This is a genomic window from Labrys wisconsinensis, assembly GCF_030814995.1.
Classification (GTDB): Bacteria; Pseudomonadota; Alphaproteobacteria; order Rhizobiales; family Labraceae; genus Labrys; species Labrys wisconsinensis.
The window spans coordinates 402392-416896 of sequence record NZ_JAUSVX010000003.1 but is presented as its reverse complement, the minus strand read 5'-3'; the positions used below and the strand labels follow the sequence as shown (position 1 = coordinate 416896).

Here is a 14505-nt window from a genome sequence, read left to right as displayed (position 1 = left end):
TGCAGCCGGTTCCCATGCCGCATAAGGGCGCGGAGCACCCGGGCGAGGGCGGCGCGCGCCCGTGGAAGCGGCGACATTGGACAGGTCCGCTCCCGCTCGCCGGGCGGTCCGAAGAACGGGCGGTCAGGCATTCAGCCTTTCCACGGCGCGGCGGTAGTCGCTCGTGGCAAAGCCCTCCGGCATGCGGTTCACGATGTCGCGCAGAACGTCTCGGGCGCCGGCGCTGTCCTCGATCTCCACGAGAGCCGATGCCAGCCTCAGCTCCCAGGCGAGCGCGCCTTGCCTGCGCGCGACGACAAGGCCGTTCGCCAGGACGTCGACGGCGTCCTTGGAGCGGCCCGACGCCGCGAGAGCCAGGGCGCGGATGCGCATGAGCTCGGCGAGGCACCAGGCTTCTCCGGTGTCATGGCATCGACCGATGGCAGTCTCCGCCACGTCCTGCGCCTCGCGGCTCCGGCCGCACGCCAGGAGCCCGATCGCCAGAACGCCGGCGAACGCCGTGTTGTAGAGGACGAATCCTCCCGACTGGAGCGATCGAACGGCCTGCTTCAGGCGCTCCACGCCTTCCGGCGCGCGCCCCTCCCGGATCAGGATTTCGCCTTCGAAGGCATCCGCATAGGTACGCCAGACGTCGAGCGCGTGCAGCGTCGTGTGCGCTCGCAGCATGCCGACGTAGCGGGCGGCGAGCGCCAGATCGCCCACCCAGAGGGCGATGAAGCAGGCCGCATCGGACAGAACATGGGCCAGCGTCAGCGTATGGTCGAGCGCCTGCGCCTCCGCGACCATGTCGTCGAGGCGCGCCACCGCCTGCTCGGCACGGCCCTGGATCCACAGTCCGCGGGCCAGGACGATCTCGGCGACCAGCCTCTGATCGTACTGGAAGCGGACCAGATGCGATCCTCGTGGCGCTCGCGCGTAATGGGCCAGCATGGTCTCGGTTTCCTCGCGCGAGCTTGTGAAGTCTCCCAGGAAGTGGAGCGAGTGACCGCGCAGGCGGCGAGCGATCATGCGATCCTGCGGCTCCCCTGCCGCCTCGGCGAGGCCGGCGAAGCGGTTGGCCAGCACGAGAGCCTCCGCCGCAGCGCCGCGATTGCCACAGTCGACCCAGAGCGCCCAGAGCGCGCGGAGCTGGTAGTCGACGTCGCCGAGCTCGACGGCGAGGGCCAGGGTTTCCTCCCAGGCCGCCGATCCGCTCGGAATTCCCTTGATGGCTCGCAGCTGCGGCCAACCCGAAACGGCATAGAGCTGCATCAGGAGCCGCCGGTCCGGATGGGGGCGGGCCTTGAGCCGGGTTATCGCCCGCTCCACCCGCGTGAGGCCCTCGTCGAGCAGCGACAGGTGGAACCACAGGGGCGCTGCCGCGGCGGTCAGCGCGGCGCCGATGCCGCCGTCGTCCTCGTGGGCGAAGGCCCAGTCCAGCGCGGTCCTGAGGTTGCCGAGCTGATCCGAATAGGCCTGCAGCCACTCGAGCGTCGGCCGTCGGCCCCACTCCGCGTGGGCCCGGTCGAAGACGGCTCGGACATGGTCGGCGTGGCGGCGGCGATACAAGTCCGCCTCTCCGGCCTCGGCCAGCTTCTCCCGGGCATGGGCCCGGGTGGTTTCCAGCAGGCCGTATCGAGGGATGCCGTCCCTGGGGGCGGCGGCGATGAGGGACTTGTCGAGGAGGCTGGCCAAGGCGTCGCCGACCTCCATCAGCCGTCGATCCCGTCCGATCACGGCCTTCGCATCGTCGAGAGTGAAGGGACCGCTGAACACGGAGAGCCGTCTCAGGGCCGCCTGGTCCTCGGGTGACAGGAGCCGATAGCTCCAGTCGAGCGTGGCGCGCAGCGTCTGGTGCCGCGGAAGCGCCGTGCGCCGTCCACGCGTGAGCACCTGGAAGCCGTCCTCCAGGGAGCTGGCGAGCCGCTGGACCCCCAGGTCGGCCAGGCGGCCCGCGGCGAGCTCGATGGCCAACGCGATACCGTCCAGCCGTTGGCAGATTTCGGCGACATGGGGCGCGTCTGCGTCGCTGAGTTCATACCCTCCCAGGGCGAAGGCGGCGCGATCTTCGAACATTTCCACCGCCGAATAGCCGAGGGCGGCTCGCGCAGAGAGCGCGGCCGTGTTCGGAGGGACATCCAGCGGGGAGAGCTGATGGACCCACTCGCCGGCCGCGCGCAGCAGCTCGCGCGTGGTGGCCAGTATCGACATGCCGGGAACCCGCCCCAGCAGCTCCTCGGCGAAGGCCGCGGCCGGATCCACGAGATGCTCGCAATTGTCGAGAAGGAGCAGGGCCCGCCGTCCCGCGATGGCGGTTGCAATCTCCTCGAGGGGGTCTTGCCGCGGGCGGAGGTTCAGCCCCAACGCCGCGGCCACGCCGGCCGACATCTGGTGCCTGTCCTCGATCGGCGCGAGATCGACGAAGGCGACGGCGTCGAACGCATCGCGCAGGCGCGCCGCGACTGCCAGGGCGACCGTCGTCTTGCCGATGCCGCCCGGCCCCACCAGCGACAGGAGACGGCGGCGCGCCACCTCATGGACCAGGGTCTCGATGACCGCGTCGCGGCCGACGACACGGGCGATCTGCTGGGGAAGCCGCTGGGGCTTGAGGACCTCGCCGTCCGTCGATCCGCGCGATGGAAGGCCCGGCGTCGTCGCGACCTCCCGGACGAAGCAATAGCCGCGTCCCGGCACGGTGGTGATGCAATCCTGGCCGCCTTCGCCAAGCGCCTTCCGCACGGCGGAGACGCCGACCCGGAGCGCCGTCTCGTCGACGAAGGCATCGCCCCAGACGAGCCGTGTGAGCTCATTCTTGGAGAGAATCTCGCCGGGCCGCGACGCCAGGGCGATCAGGATGTCGAGCGCTCGGCTGCCGAGCTTCACAGGCGTGCCCGAACGCCAAAGGGCCCGCGCCGCCGGCGCAAGCTCGAACTCGCCAAAAGCGAGATGCTCTCCCACCGCCGCATTCGATGTGAGTGTCATGGCCGCACCGGCACATTCCGACCGTGCCCCCTCTTTACCCCAACACCTCGACGAACTTGAGTCGTTCGTCGGCGCTCCGCAGGCAGGGTTCCGCCACGCCACGTCACAAACAATCACATCCCTTCACTGGCGGATCGCCCGAGGTAGAATGAGACTGCGGATCGGGTCCTCGTCGAAAGCGTCCGCGAGAGGCGAACATCGCCGGCGAGGGGCCGCATGCCCCGCTTCATGGCGCCCCGCAGCGGTCGGTCCCGTCGCAATGCTCTGCCCGGCGCCGTCGGTTCCGGGGTCTGGCCGCCGCAATCCCTGCGGTGGCCGCAGAAGGTTCACGGAGGGAGAAGATCATGGCTAAGCCGAGTATCGTCTTCGCGCACGGAATCTGGGCCGATGGCTCATGCTTCCAGAAGCTGATCCCGACGCTGCGGGCGGAGGGCCACGAGGTGATGGCCGCCCAGTACGGCCTGGACACGCTGAAGGGCGATGTCGACGCGACCATCCGAACGATCGCGCGCGTCGAAGGCCCGGTCGTTCTCGTCGGCCATTCCTACGGCGGCACCGTCATCACGCACGCCGGTCTGGACCCCAAAGTGGCCGCCCTGGTCTATATCGCGGCCCTGGGCCCGGACGAGACCGAGACGTCGCAGGGCCAGCAGGAAAAGTTCCCCAGGACCGACATCTTCAAGCACATCGACGTCGCCGACGGCCGCGTCTGGCTGAAGCCGGAGGGCACGGTCTGCTTCGCCGGAGACCTCACTCCCGAGGAGCAGGAGATCGCCTACGCGACCCATTTCGCGCCGGCGATGGACCTGTTCACCCAGAAGCATGACGGCGTCGCCTGGCGGACCAAGCCGAGCTGGTCGATCGTCGCCACCCAGGATCGCACCGTCAATCCGGAGCTGGAGCGCTTCGCCGCCAAGCGCATGGGCGCCACGACCGTCGAGCTCGCGAGCAGCCACGTCCCCATGCTCTCGCAACCGCGGGCCGTGCTCGAGGTGATCCGCAATGCCTCCGCCGCGGTCGCCAGGACCGCGCACGCGGCCTGACCTGCCGATCCGGCCGATCGAGCGGGGCCGCGCCGGCGCATCATTCCCGCGCCGGCGCACCCGCGACCGGCCGGCGCCCGTTCGCGCCCAGTCATCCAGGAAAGCCCCATGAGCAATCATCTTGCGATCCGCGCCCCCGACGGCGCCTTCGGTGCCTATGTCGCACGGCCGGCCGCGCTGCCCGCGCCTGCCGTCGTGGTTCTGCACGAGGTCTTCGGGGTCAATGCCGACATCCGCAAGACATGCGATGAACTCGCCCAGCAGGGCTTCATCGCGGTCGCGCCGGACCTCTACTGGCGCCAGGAGCCGGGCGTCGATCTGGGCGTGAGCTCGGAGCCGGACTGGCAGCGGGGTCTGCAGCTCTATGCCGCCTTCGACCGCGATCGGGGCGCGGAGGACATCAGCCACGTCCTGAGCAGCGTGGCTCACCTGCCCGACTGCACGGGCAAGGTGGCGGTGATGGGCTTCTGCCTCGGTGGCCTGATGGCGTTCCTGACTGCCGCGCGTTTCGGCGCCGACGCGGCGGTGGCCTACCATGGCGGAGACACCGAAAAATATCTCGACGAGGTCGATGGCCTCAGGGCTCCGCTGCTGATGCACCTGGCGGAGGAAGACGAATTCATCTCCAAGGCCGCTCAGGCCGCCATCAAGTCCGCGCTCGCCTCGAAGGACAACGCGATCGTCTTCAGCTACCCCGGCCAGAACCACGCCTTCGCGCGCCACAACGGCGCTCACTACAACGCCGAGGCGGCCGCGCTCGCGAACGGGCGGACAGGTGCGTTCCTGAGCGAGCAGCTTCGATGAACTCAAGCAGGTTCTCCCGAACCTGCTTAGCGGCGGAGGAGCGTTTCTCGACGGACTCCCGCCGGAAGTCGCGGGATCCGGTCGGCTCTCGTGCCGGACGGATGGCGAGGCCTCCAGTCCGCCTCAACGCCCTGGTCCCAGCTCCGCCTCGCGCCGTGCCTCGATCCGTGCCGGCGCTGCGCCGCGCCCGCCCTCGAGCCAGGTGATCCCGACAGTCCACAGGCTGCGGGCGCCGAGCAGCGGCCTGCCGTCGGGATGGGCGAGGACGGTCCAGGGCGAAGGTGGCTCGATCGCCGGTGGCGCGGCGTCGCGCTGCGAGGGGGCTTGCGTGGTCAGCATGGCGTTCCTCCGGTCGTCCAGGCCGGGCGCGCCCAGCCTGGACATGTCTAGACAGCTTCAGCCGGCAATGGCGGCTTCGCGGATGGTCGGGATCATCTGGTCGCCCCAGTTGCCGCGCCCGTCGTGATAGCGCGAGGTGCGGACCAGCTCGACCGAGACGCCGGCTTCCACGGCGCGGATGATGGCCTCGTTGACGCGGTGCACCGCATCGGCGACGCGGCGCACCGCCTTGTCGCGCTCGGTCTCGTCGGAACCGGGGAGGGGGCGGAACTCGCCCCGGACGATGGCGTTCATGGCGTCTCTCCTCTCGTTTACTCGGCGGCGATGGCGTGCGGCTTGGCGAACTGGGCCGCCTCGGTGGAATCGCGCATGGCTGTCGTCGACGAGGCGCCGCCGCCGATGGCGAGACTCACCGCGTCGAAATAGCCGGTGCCGACCTCGCGCTGGTGCTTGGTCGCGGTATAGCCGTGCGCCTCGGCGGCGAACTCGGCCTGCTGCAGCTCCGAATAGGCCGCCATGCCGCGGTCGCGATAGCCGCGCGCCAGCTCGAACATGCCGTGGTTGAGGGCGTGGAAGCCCGCCAGGGTGACGAACTGGAACTTGTAGCCCATGGCGCCGAGCTCGCGCTGGAATTTGGCGATGGTCTCGGGCGAGAGCTTCGCCTTCCAGTTGAAGGAGGGCGAGCAATTGTACGCCATCAGCTTGCCGGGATGCTGCTTCTGGATCGCCTCGGCGAAGGCCCGAGCATCGTCGAGGTCGGGATGCGAGGTCTCCCACCACAGCAGGTCGGCGCAGGAGGCATAGGCGAGCCCCCTGGCGATGCAATGGTCGAGCCCGGTGCCCTCCTTCAGGCGGTAGAAGCCCTCCGGCGTGCGCTCGTCCGGCTCGATGAAGGGCCGGTCGCGCTCGTCGATGTCGGAGGTGATCAGCCGGGCGCTCTCGGCATCGGTGCGGGCGACGACCAGGGTCGGCACGCCGCAGACGTCGGCGGCGAGGCGCGCGGCGTTGAGATTGCGCTCGTGCGCCGCGGTCGGGATCAGCACCTTGCCGCCGAGATGGCCGCATTTCTTCTCCGAGGCGAGCTGATCCTCGAAATGCACGCCCGCGGCGCCGGCCTCGATATAGGCCTTCATGATCTCGAAGGCGTTGAGCGGCCCACCGAAGCCGGCCTCGGCGTCGGCGACGATGGGGGCGAACCAGTCGCGCCCGGCGCCGCCCTCGGCATGCTCGATCTGGTCGGCGCGCTGCAGCGCCTTGTTGATGCGCCGGCACAGCTCCGGCCCGGAATTGGCGGGATAGAGGCTCTGGTCCGGATACATCGCCCCGGCGAGGTTGGCGTCGGCCGCCACCTGCCAGCCGGAGAGGTAGATCGCCTGCAGGCCGGCGCGGACCATCTGCATGGCCTGGTTGCCGGTGACGGCCCCGAGCGCGTTGACATAGGGCGTCTCGTGCAGCGAGCGCCACAGCCGGTTGGCCCCGCGCTCGGACAGCGTGTGCGCAACGGCGACCGAGCCGCGCAGGCGCTCGACATCGGCGGCGCCGTAGCTGCGCGCGATGCCGTCGAAGCGGCCGGCAGGGGCGCCGGGCACGAGGCTCTGGAAGGTGGACTCGGTCATGATGCGTCTCGCTGTCTCGCGACGGCGTGGCCGCCGCCCGTGTGATTGACAACGGCAACCCTAACGGAAAAGTTCGACAGCGCAGAGTGTTAAGAGCCAGTTCGGCAAGGCGAAAGTGTCATGTGATGAAATGTATCGACATGACATGAGTGAAATTGTAAAAAGACATACATGAGCACGGGGTTCGATGATCGCAAGCTGTTTGCCGGAGCGCGCCTGCGCCGCATCCGCCAGGAGCACGGCCTGACGCAGACCGAGATGGCCGAGCGGCTCGGTGTCTCGATCTCCTATCTCAACCTGATCGAGCGCAATCAGCGCCCGCTCACCGCCAATGTGCTGCTGCGCCTCGCCTCGGCCTTCGACATCGACCTGCGCTCGCTGATGGAGAGCGAGAAGCGCGTCACCGAGGAAGGCATTGCCGAAATCCTCGCCGATCCCGCCCTCGCCGCCGTTTCCGTCAGCCGGGGCGAGATCCAGGACCTGATCGCCAATGCGCCCAATGCGGCGCAACTGATCGAAATGCTCTACGGCCTCTATCGCGAGCATCGGCGCAGCGTCGAGGCGGGGCAGGGGCCGCCCGCCGAGGCCGGCGCCGACATCGCCGTCGAGCGGGTGCGCGACCTGCTGGCCGAGCGGCGCAATCATTTCCCCGAGCTCGACGCCGCGGCCGAGCGCCTGCACGAGGACATGGCCCCGCTCCCCGGCCAGTTCCACACGGCGCTCGCCGAGCGCCTGTCGGGCCGGCACCGCATCCGGGTGCGCGTGCTGCCGGGCGCGGTGATGGGCGCGCTGGCGCGCAGCTTCGACGCCCATCGCCGCAACCTCAACCTGTCCGAACTGCTGGAGCCGTCCTCGCGGCTGTTCCAGATGGCGTTCCAGCTCGCGACGCTGGAGGCCGAGGCGGCGGTGGCTCCGCTGGTGGCGAGCGCCGGCCTCCTCGACGAGCGGGCGAAGCGGCTGTTCCGCCTGACCCTCCTCAACTATGTCGCCGCCGCGGTGCTGATGCCCTATGCCCGGGTGTTCAAGGCGGCGGAGGAGACCGGCTACGACATCGACCTGATCGGCCAGCGCTTCGAGATGAGCTTCGAGCAGGTCTGCCATCGGCTGACCACGCTGCAGCGCCCGAAGAGCCGCGGCGTCTCCTTCTTCATGATCCGCCTGGATGCTGCCGGCAACGTCTCCAAGCGCCTGTCCTCGGGCGGCTTTCCCTTCTCGCGCTTCGGGGGCACCTGCCCCTTGTGGAACGTGCACAAGGCCTTCGAGGCCTCGGGGCGGATCCTGACCCAGGTGGTCGAGATGCCGGACGGCGAGCGCTATTTCTCGATCGCGCGCACCGTGCGCCGCGGCCTGACCCCCTGGGGCCGGCCGGAGCCGGCCTTCGCCGTCGGCCTCGCCTGCGACCTCAAATCAGCGGAGCGGCTGGTCTACAGCCGCGGCATCGACCTCAAGACCATCGAGCCGACCCCGATCGGCGTCAATTGCCGGCTCTGCCCCCGCCCCGACTGCGGCCAGCGCGCCGCCCCGCCGATCGGCAAGGAGCCGCGCGATTCGGAGTTCGTGAAGACGCTGTCGCCGTTCGGGTTCGCGGGGTAGGGGAGGCCTGCTCGAAGAGGCGTCGTGAAACCTTCGCAAGGCAACGGGCCGGCACAAGGGCTTCCGATAGCCCCGTCGGCAAGAGGTCTCCCACGCCGATCAGCCTTCCCTGCGTAGACGGCCTCGACGCCGATGATCAGGACGGCGCCGAGCCGTCATCTTCAAAGAGGTCACGGTGGTTATCGAGGATCCGTCGGCAGAACGGGGCTACGGTCCATGCCAATGCGAGATCGTCAGTTTCGAGGCACGACCAATAGAGGACGGTCGAGGCGTGGAGACGAATGTGAGTCTCGAGGTTCTCGAGCGCCATCGCCCAGAGCGAATCGGACTCAGGTTGACGACCGGACTCTTCGAGCGACTCAAGGATCGTCTCCATGAGCGTGAACCGTTCGTCGTCGCCGAGGTCTCCGCTCGCATATGCGTCGAGAAACTCTTCGATCCGATCCGGATCCGAGACCTCCCATTCCCAATCCTGCATGCAGTCGTGAATTTCGAAGCCGAACCGAGCGGCGAGGTTGTTGATTACCGCCCGCGTCGGTTGCCGTGCCAAATCCTTCCGCACCTGGAGCAAAGCCGGGCCATTCCTGACGTGAAACGCGATAGCGCTGTCCTATCATGGCGAATGGCCCTGCCACCCCGCAAGTCTCGCAGGCCGAGCGCTGCGGCGATGACGACATGGTCGGGCATCGTCCCGGCATCGCCGCGACGATGCCCTTGATCGCGTCCCGCACCACGCTGTCGAGGAAGCCGTCGATCCAGTACGACGAGCGCGGCGCGGCGATGACATTGTCCATGACGAGAAGGAGATCGGCGGGGTCGACCGGCTTGTGCTCGAATACGTCGAGGCCAGAGCCGACGATCGGGCCCGCCTGCGGCGTGGCGGTCAGCGCCGCCTCGCCGATGCTCGGGCCGCGCGCGCCTGTTCAGACATGATACGATGGCAGGAAGCTGCGGATTGGGGGGACGAATGCGCTTTCAGCTACGGGTCTGTTTGCCTGCCATCGTCGTCGCCATCGTGCATTCCGGTAGCTCGGCTTCAGCAGGGGCGGCAGTTTCCAGCGAGGAAGCGCGGTGCCGGGACGGCTATTCGAGGCTGAAGGCGGACATCGCTGCGGTGATCAGGGACGGAAATCGGCTGAGCGCCCAGATCCAGAGGGCTCGCACCCTACCGCAAGCCACAGCCTACCGGGCGAGAGTGGTCGAGCAACGCAATCGTGAGATTGCTGCCGCGCGTCGGCTCGATAAGGATGGACCACGCCTCTTCGCTTGCAGCGGGAAGCCGGGAGGGCCTGCTGAGGCAGCGAAGCTCGATGCCGCGGGGACGGCTCTGCGTGACCGAATTGGCGGGCTCGATCGTGTCCTCAAGCTGATGGGGAACTAGCGCCGCGGCCCAGGGATCGTGATTTGTCGGCGGGCGGAGTGTGGCTGAACTCCAGGCGCCGCGGCACGCGCCCGGCCTCGGATCGGCGAAGTGCAGCCCTCGCGAAAAGCGTGCGGGGAAACTTCAAACCGAGGCACGACCGGCTTGCCGCCCCCTTTCGCGCGGGCCGGTGCGGCGTGCTATCAGGGCGGGACACGCTGTCGCCGGTGGGGGCCGGCAGGCCTCCACCGCGGGAACGATCCTCCATGCTCGGCAATGCCTGCCTGTTCCACCGGATCGACGACATCTACCGCTGCTACGACGAGCTGATGGGCGTTCTCGACCAGTTCGTGGAGAGGGGCATGCACTGCCTTCTGGCGGTGATTCCGGGCAAGCTCACGCCCGAGATGGCGTCCTATATCCGTCGCAACGGCAATTTCAGCGTGTTCCAGCACGGCGTCCTTCATGCCAACCGCGGCACGCCGGCGCGGCGGGACGAGTTTCCCGCCGACATTGCGCGCGAGACGATGACGGCGGAGCTGCAGGGCGGCAAGCTTCGCCTCGAGGACATGCTGGGCTCGCGCGTCGAGGGCTATGTCCCGCCCTGGAACTTCACGTCCGGGCCGGCGCTGCAGGTGCTGGAGGGGCTCGGCTTCCGCTATCTCTCGGCTGGCAATGCCGTGTTGCCGACCGCCCTGAGGACGCTGCCGGCGCGCGTCGACACGCTGGCGAGCTACCGGCCGGTGCGCGTCGCCCCGGTCGAGCATGTCGAAAAGCACCTCAGGAAGGAGGTCGCGGCGCGCGGCACGGCCGGTCTGCTCTATCACGTCAAGGATATCCCGCCGGACGAGATGCCCTGGCTCGGCAACGTCATCCGGCGCGCGGCTCCGTTGACCGTGCCGCCCGGCCTGTGGCCGGTGTTCCTGGAGAGCCGCTCCGCCGCCTGACGGCGGCAGGTCTCACGCCGGGCCCGCGGACTTTCCCAGCCATTGCCCGACCCTGCCATGGCCGATCGCGTCGGGGTTGACGACATGGTCCGGCAGCCGCCCCTGCATCGCCGCGACGATGCCCTTGATCGCGTCCCGCGCCACGCCGTCGACAAAGCCGTCGGTCCAGCACAGCGAGTGGGGTGTGGCGATGACGGTGTCCATGGCGAGCAGGGGATTGGCGGGGTCGGCCGGCTCGCGCTCGAACACGTCGAGGCCGGCGCCGGCGATCGAGCCCGCCTGCAGCGCGGCGATCAGCGCGGCCTCGTCGACGATCGGGCCGCGCGCCACGTTGATCAGGAAGGCGGTCGGCTTCATGAGCGCCAGGCGCGGCGCGTCGATCAGCTTGCGGGTGGTCTCGTTCAGCAGGCAGGCGATCACCACGAAATCCGCCTGCGCCAGCGCTGCCTCGAGCGGCATGAGCTCGACCGGCAGGCCGGCGAGCTGCGCGGGCGCGACGAAGGGATCGGCCGCCAGGATGCGCATGCCGAAGGGCTGGACCAGCCGGACCAGCTCGCGGCCGATGCCGCCGACGCCGACGATGGCGAGCGTGCGGCCGGGCAGGCCCGTGCCGGGAAAGTCGCCGCGCTCGGCCCAGCGTGCCTCGCGGGCGAGGCGCGCCTTCAGCGGCAGGCGCATGCCGAGCGCCAGCATGAAGGCGAGCGCCATGGCGGCGACGGGATGGCGCACCGCCACCGGCGAATTGGTCAGGAGGATGCCACGCCGGGCCAGGGCGGCGCCGTCGACCGCGTCATGGCCGACGCCGTTGCGGGCCACGATGCGCAGCCGGCCGCCGTCGCGGGCCAGCGAGGCCTCGCCCAGGCGCGAGCCGCCGATCAGCAGGGCGTCGAAATCAGCCACGGCGGCCGGATCGATGGCGCCGCCGTCCGGCGGCAGCCTCGTCCAGGTCAGGCCCGCCTGGGCGAGGAGGTCGAGCGGGCCGGTGCCGAACATCGGCCGTCCACGGCTGTCGAAGAGGTCGGCGGTGAGGCCGATGCGGGGGGCGGTCATGCCAGCGTCCGTGGTTGCGGCGAGGGAGGAGAGATCACCGCTGGTCGAGCGGCGTCACCGCCTGGCCGCTGCGGGTGGACTCATAGGCGCCCCAGACCAGGCCGTAGGTCTTCAGGCTGTCGGTGCCCGACGTCTCCGGCTCGATGCCTTGGCGCAGGCACTTGACCCAGTGCTCCTGGGTGCGCACCACGCTCTCCTGCGTGCCGTGCCAGGGCGGCGTTGACCACGGGAACAGGGCCGGCGAGACGTCGACCTCCCGCACGGCACCCTCGGCGGCGACGGTCATGCGGTAGCCGGGATCGACGCGCAGGCTGCCGCGCATGCCCTCGATCTGCAGCACCAGCTGCGGGAACGGATCGGGATGGATCGGGCTGGCATAGCTGCACTCGACCACGCTGGTCGCCCCGGCCTGGTGGCGCAGCACCGTGGTCGCCATGTCCTCGCCGGCAATGCCCGGCTTGATGCTCTCGCTCTGGCAATAGAGCCGCGCGACGTCGCCGAGGAGGTAGCGCGCCACGTCGAGCATGTGCACGCCGAGGTCGAGCAGCACGAAGTGCTCCTCCTTCGCCAGATAGGGCTGCTTGCCATAGATGTCGTGGCCGGTGCGGAAGGCGATGCGGGCCCAGGTCGGGGTGCCGATCTCGCCCCCGTCGATCACCGCGCGTGCCGCGCGTACGGGGGTGAGGAAGCGGGTGTTCTCGTGCACCATCATCGGGATGCCGGCGGCCCGGCAGGTCTCGACGATGCCGACCGCCGCCTCCCATGTCGGCGCCAGCGGCTTCTGCACGATCATCGGCAGGCGCCGCTGCGCCGCCAGGCCGACCAGCGCGGCGTGCGAGCCCATGGTGGTGACGATGTCGACGAAGTCGAGCTGCTCCTTGGCCAGCATCTCGGCTGCATCGCGATAGGCTGCGGCCGCGCCGAACTTCTGCGCCGCGGCGCGGGCCTTGGCTTCGTCGAGGTCGCACACCGCGGCCAGGACGATGCCCTCCATGCCGGCCCAGGCGGCCAGGTGGTTCTCGGCGAAGAAGCCGCAGCCGATCACGCCGACGCGGAGCAAGGGGCCTGCCATGTCTGCTCTCCCTCCCGCTCGTCAGTGGATCTCGCCGGCGCGCTTCAGCGCCTCGCGCATGTCGGCGCTGGTGAAGCCGGGCGCGCGGGCCCGGTCGAGGATCACCTTCTCGCGCCGCGAGACCAGGTCGATCGCCTCCGGCAGCCGGCGCACGGCCTCGGCGGGGATCACCACTGCGCCGTGGAAATCGGCATGGATGACGTCGTCGTGCCGGGCAAGCATGCCGAACACGTTCACGTCGCAGCGCATCTGCACCATGTGGACATGGGCATGGCTCGGCCCGATGCGCCCGCCGACGATCTGGAAGCCCGGCGCCAGCATGTCGAGGTCGCGGAACGAGCCGTTGGTGACGCAGCCGGCGACCCCGAGCCCGGCATGCACGGTGGTCTGCACCTCGCCCCAGAACGCGCCGTAGCCCGGCCGGTCGTCGATGTCCTGGATCAGGGCGATCGTCGGCAGGTCGGTGGCGGCGACATAGTCGTACCAGTCCTCGCGCGGCGGGATCGGCCCGCGCGGCGGCTCCTTGGCGCGGATCAGGCCGGTGCGCGCCAGGCCGACGATCGGCGGCAGCTTGCGGTCGACCGCGACCATCGGCTCGACGGTGAAGCCGACGGCGCGCCGCTCGGGCACGACCAGCTCCAGGCCGTTGCAGATGGTCGGCGTGTCCCAGCGCTTGAGGATCTCGAGGTCGGCGGCGGCGAAGGGCCGGTCTGTCATGGTCGCGTCCTGTGGGGAGGGGGATCAGGTGGGTTCGATGCGGATCTTGCGCTGCTCGAGCCGCTCGGTGATCGCGGTGCGCCGGCCGTCGACCCAGGCGGCGAGAAAGATGATGGCGCTGTTGACCAGGGGATAGAGATACGGGTCGGCGTTGAGCATCACGAGGCCGTTCTCGGTGGTCTGCACCAGCACGGCGCCGAAGATGCTGCCGGCGACGCCGCCGCGCCCGCCGAACAGGCTGGTGCCCCCCAGCACCGCGGCGGCGATCACCGGGAATTCCTTCTGGTAGCCGAAGGTCGCGGCCGCGGCGCCCACCTGCGACACCGAGATCAGCGCGCCGATGGCGGCGCAGACGCCGCAGATGCAGAACACGGAGAACACGATCGGCTTGACGCGGATGCCGGCCTTGGCCGCCGCCTCCGGGTCGGCGCCGACGGCGTAGATCTGGCGGCCGTAGGGGGTCTGGGTCAGGACGATCCAGGCGAGGGCGGCCACGACCGCCAGGATCCAGATCGCCCAGGGCACGTCCAGCGCCGAGGAACGCCCGAGCGTCTGCACCACGTCGCTTTGGAACACCATCCTGGTCTCGGAGAGGTAGAGGGCGAAGCCACGCCCGATGAACAGCGTCGCCAGCGTGGTGATGAAGGCGGCGATCTTCAGATAGGTGGTGAACCAGGCGTTGACCGCGCCGAAGGCGAGCCCGATCGCCAGGATGGCCGGGATCGAGACGATCAGCGGCAGGTCGTGGAGATAGAGGCCGAGCACCACCACGACGAGATACATGGTCGAGCCGACGGAGAGGTCGACCCCGCGCACCAGCAGCACGAAGGTCATGCCGATCGCCATGACCGCCACATGGGTGGCCTGGGTCAGGATGTTGCGGAAATTGGCGAAGGTCAGGAAGCGGTCGGACTGGCTGCCGAAGGCGAGCAGCAGGGCAGCGAACAGGATCAGCGGCGCGAAGCGCAGCGCGAGGAGGGCGAGCTTGTGACGGTTCGGCATG

General features: G+C 69.4%; 13 protein-coding genes. 4 read left to right on the top strand and 9 right to left on the bottom strand.

The genetic code is table 11. The features are described from left to right. Window positions 1–123: 123 nt before the first annotated feature. Window positions 124–2961, bottom strand: a complete 2838-nt coding sequence (locus tag QO011_RS11905; RefSeq protein WP_307272024.1) for an ATP-binding protein — start codon at window positions 2959–2961, stop codon at window positions 124–126. A 344-nt stretch (window positions 2962–3305) separates the two neighbouring features. On the opposite strand from QO011_RS11905, the gene QO011_RS11900 reads away from it, so the two are divergent. Both QO011_RS11900 and QO011_RS11895 read left to right on the top strand, forming a co-directional pair. Next, a complete protein-coding gene (locus QO011_RS11900) occupies window positions 3306–4004 on the top strand; it encodes an alpha/beta hydrolase (RefSeq protein WP_307272020.1) in 699 nt (232 codons plus the stop codon). 108 nt (window positions 4005–4112) lie between these two features. Next, on the top strand, window positions 4113–4808 hold the full coding sequence (locus tag QO011_RS11895; RefSeq protein ID WP_307272016.1) for a dienelactone hydrolase family protein: 696 nt from the start codon (window positions 4113–4115) through the stop codon (window positions 4806–4808). Window positions 4809–4931: 123 nt separating this feature from the next. Here the strand turns inward: QO011_RS11895 and QO011_RS11890 are convergent, their stop codons facing one another. The 3 genes from QO011_RS11890 to aceA are packed head-to-tail and all read right to left on the bottom strand — an operon-like array spanning window position 4932 to window position 6763. After that, the gene (locus tag QO011_RS11890; RefSeq protein ID WP_307272011.1) at window positions 4932–5147 is read right to left on the bottom strand and encodes a hypothetical protein; all 216 of its coding nucleotides are present in this window, start codon (window positions 5145–5147) and stop codon (window positions 4932–4934) included. A 57-nt stretch (window positions 5148–5204) separates the two neighbouring features. Continuing rightward, the gene (locus tag QO011_RS11885) at window positions 5205–5441 is read right to left on the bottom strand and encodes a hypothetical protein (protein ID WP_307272009.1); all 237 of its coding nucleotides are present in this window, start codon (window positions 5439–5441) and stop codon (window positions 5205–5207) included. Between the two features lie 17 nt (window positions 5442–5458). Next, window positions 5459–6763, bottom strand: a complete 1305-nt coding sequence (gene aceA, locus QO011_RS11880) for an isocitrate lyase (protein ID WP_307272004.1) — start codon at window positions 6761–6763, stop codon at window positions 5459–5461. A 171-nt stretch (window positions 6764–6934) separates the two neighbouring features. Between aceA and QO011_RS11875 the strand changes: the two genes are divergently transcribed. After that, on the top strand, window positions 6935–8356 hold the full coding sequence (locus QO011_RS11875; RefSeq protein WP_307272002.1) for a helix-turn-helix domain-containing protein: 1422 nt from the start codon (window positions 6935–6937) through the stop codon (window positions 8354–8356). Window positions 8357–8492: 136 nt separating this feature from the next. On the opposite strand, the gene QO011_RS11870 is transcribed toward QO011_RS11875, so the two are convergent. Beyond that, window positions 8493–8927: a hypothetical protein gene (locus QO011_RS11870; protein WP_307272001.1), complete on the bottom strand. Its 435-nt coding sequence runs from the start codon at window positions 8925–8927 to the stop codon at window positions 8493–8495. Between the two features lie 1055 nt (window positions 8928–9982). Here QO011_RS11870 and QO011_RS11860 point away from each other — a divergent pair. After that, entirely contained in the window at window positions 9983–10663 is a 681-nt protein-coding gene (locus tag QO011_RS11860) for a polysaccharide deacetylase family protein (RefSeq protein ID WP_307271996.1), read from the top strand. 12 nt (window positions 10664–10675) lie between these two features. Here QO011_RS11860 and QO011_RS11855 read toward each other — a convergent pair whose 3' ends face one another. Genes QO011_RS11855 through QO011_RS11840 form a run of 4 tightly spaced genes read right to left on the bottom strand, consistent with a single transcriptional unit; the run spans window position 10676 to window position 14504 of the window. Further along, a complete protein-coding gene (locus QO011_RS11855) occupies window positions 10676–11713 on the bottom strand; it encodes an NAD(P)-dependent oxidoreductase (protein WP_307271994.1) in 1038 nt (345 codons plus the stop codon). 34 nt (window positions 11714–11747) lie between these two features. Next, the gene (locus tag QO011_RS11850; RefSeq protein WP_307271992.1) at window positions 11748–12785 is read right to left on the bottom strand and encodes a Gfo/Idh/MocA family protein; all 1038 of its coding nucleotides are present in this window, start codon (window positions 12783–12785) and stop codon (window positions 11748–11750) included. Between the two features lie 21 nt (window positions 12786–12806). Beyond that, a complete protein-coding gene (locus tag QO011_RS11845) occupies window positions 12807–13502 on the bottom strand; it encodes an RraA family protein (RefSeq protein WP_307271990.1) in 696 nt (231 codons plus the stop codon). Between the two features lie 24 nt (window positions 13503–13526). Beyond that, window positions 13527–14504, bottom strand: a complete 978-nt coding sequence (locus tag QO011_RS11840; protein WP_307271987.1) for an ABC transporter permease — start codon at window positions 14502–14504, stop codon at window positions 13527–13529. Window position 14505: the final 1 nt, after the last annotated feature.

Excerpts from the sequence above, each read along its gene's own strand:
- QO011_RS11840 (WP_307271987.1), bottom strand. The coding sequence starts at position 14,504 with ATGCCGAACCGTCACAAGCTCGCCCTCCTCGCGCTGCGCTTCGCGCCG.
- aceA (WP_307272004.1), bottom strand. The coding sequence starts at position 6,763 with ATGACCGAGTCCACCTTCCAGAGCCTCGTGCCCGGCGCCCCTGCCGGC.
- QO011_RS11900 (WP_307272020.1), top strand. The coding sequence starts at position 3,306 with ATGGCTAAGCCGAGTATCGTCTTCGCGCACGGAATCTGGGCCGATGGC.
- QO011_RS11850 (WP_307271992.1), bottom strand. The coding sequence starts at position 12,785 with ATGGCAGGCCCCTTGCTCCGCGTCGGCGTGATCGGCTGCGGCTTCTTC.
- QO011_RS11885 (WP_307272009.1), bottom strand. The coding sequence starts at position 5,441 with ATGAACGCCATCGTCCGGGGCGAGTTCCGCCCCCTCCCCGGTTCCGAC.
- QO011_RS11905 (WP_307272024.1), bottom strand. The coding sequence starts at position 2,961 with ATGACACTCACATCGAATGCGGCGGTGGGAGAGCATCTCGCTTTTGGC.
- QO011_RS11845 (WP_307271990.1), bottom strand. The coding sequence starts at position 13,502 with ATGACAGACCGGCCCTTCGCCGCCGCCGACCTCGAGATCCTCAAGCGC.
- QO011_RS11855 (WP_307271994.1), bottom strand. The coding sequence starts at position 11,713 with ATGACCGCCCCCCGCATCGGCCTCACCGCCGACCTCTTCGACAGCCGT.
- QO011_RS11890 (WP_307272011.1), bottom strand. The coding sequence starts at position 5,147 with ATGCTGACCACGCAAGCCCCCTCGCAGCGCGACGCCGCGCCACCGGCG.
- QO011_RS11895 (WP_307272016.1), top strand. The coding sequence starts at position 4,113 with ATGAGCAATCATCTTGCGATCCGCGCCCCCGACGGCGCCTTCGGTGCC.
- QO011_RS11860 (WP_307271996.1), top strand. The coding sequence starts at position 9,983 with ATGCTCGGCAATGCCTGCCTGTTCCACCGGATCGACGACATCTACCGC.
- QO011_RS11875 (WP_307272002.1), top strand. The coding sequence starts at position 6,935 with ATGAGCACGGGGTTCGATGATCGCAAGCTGTTTGCCGGAGCGCGCCTG.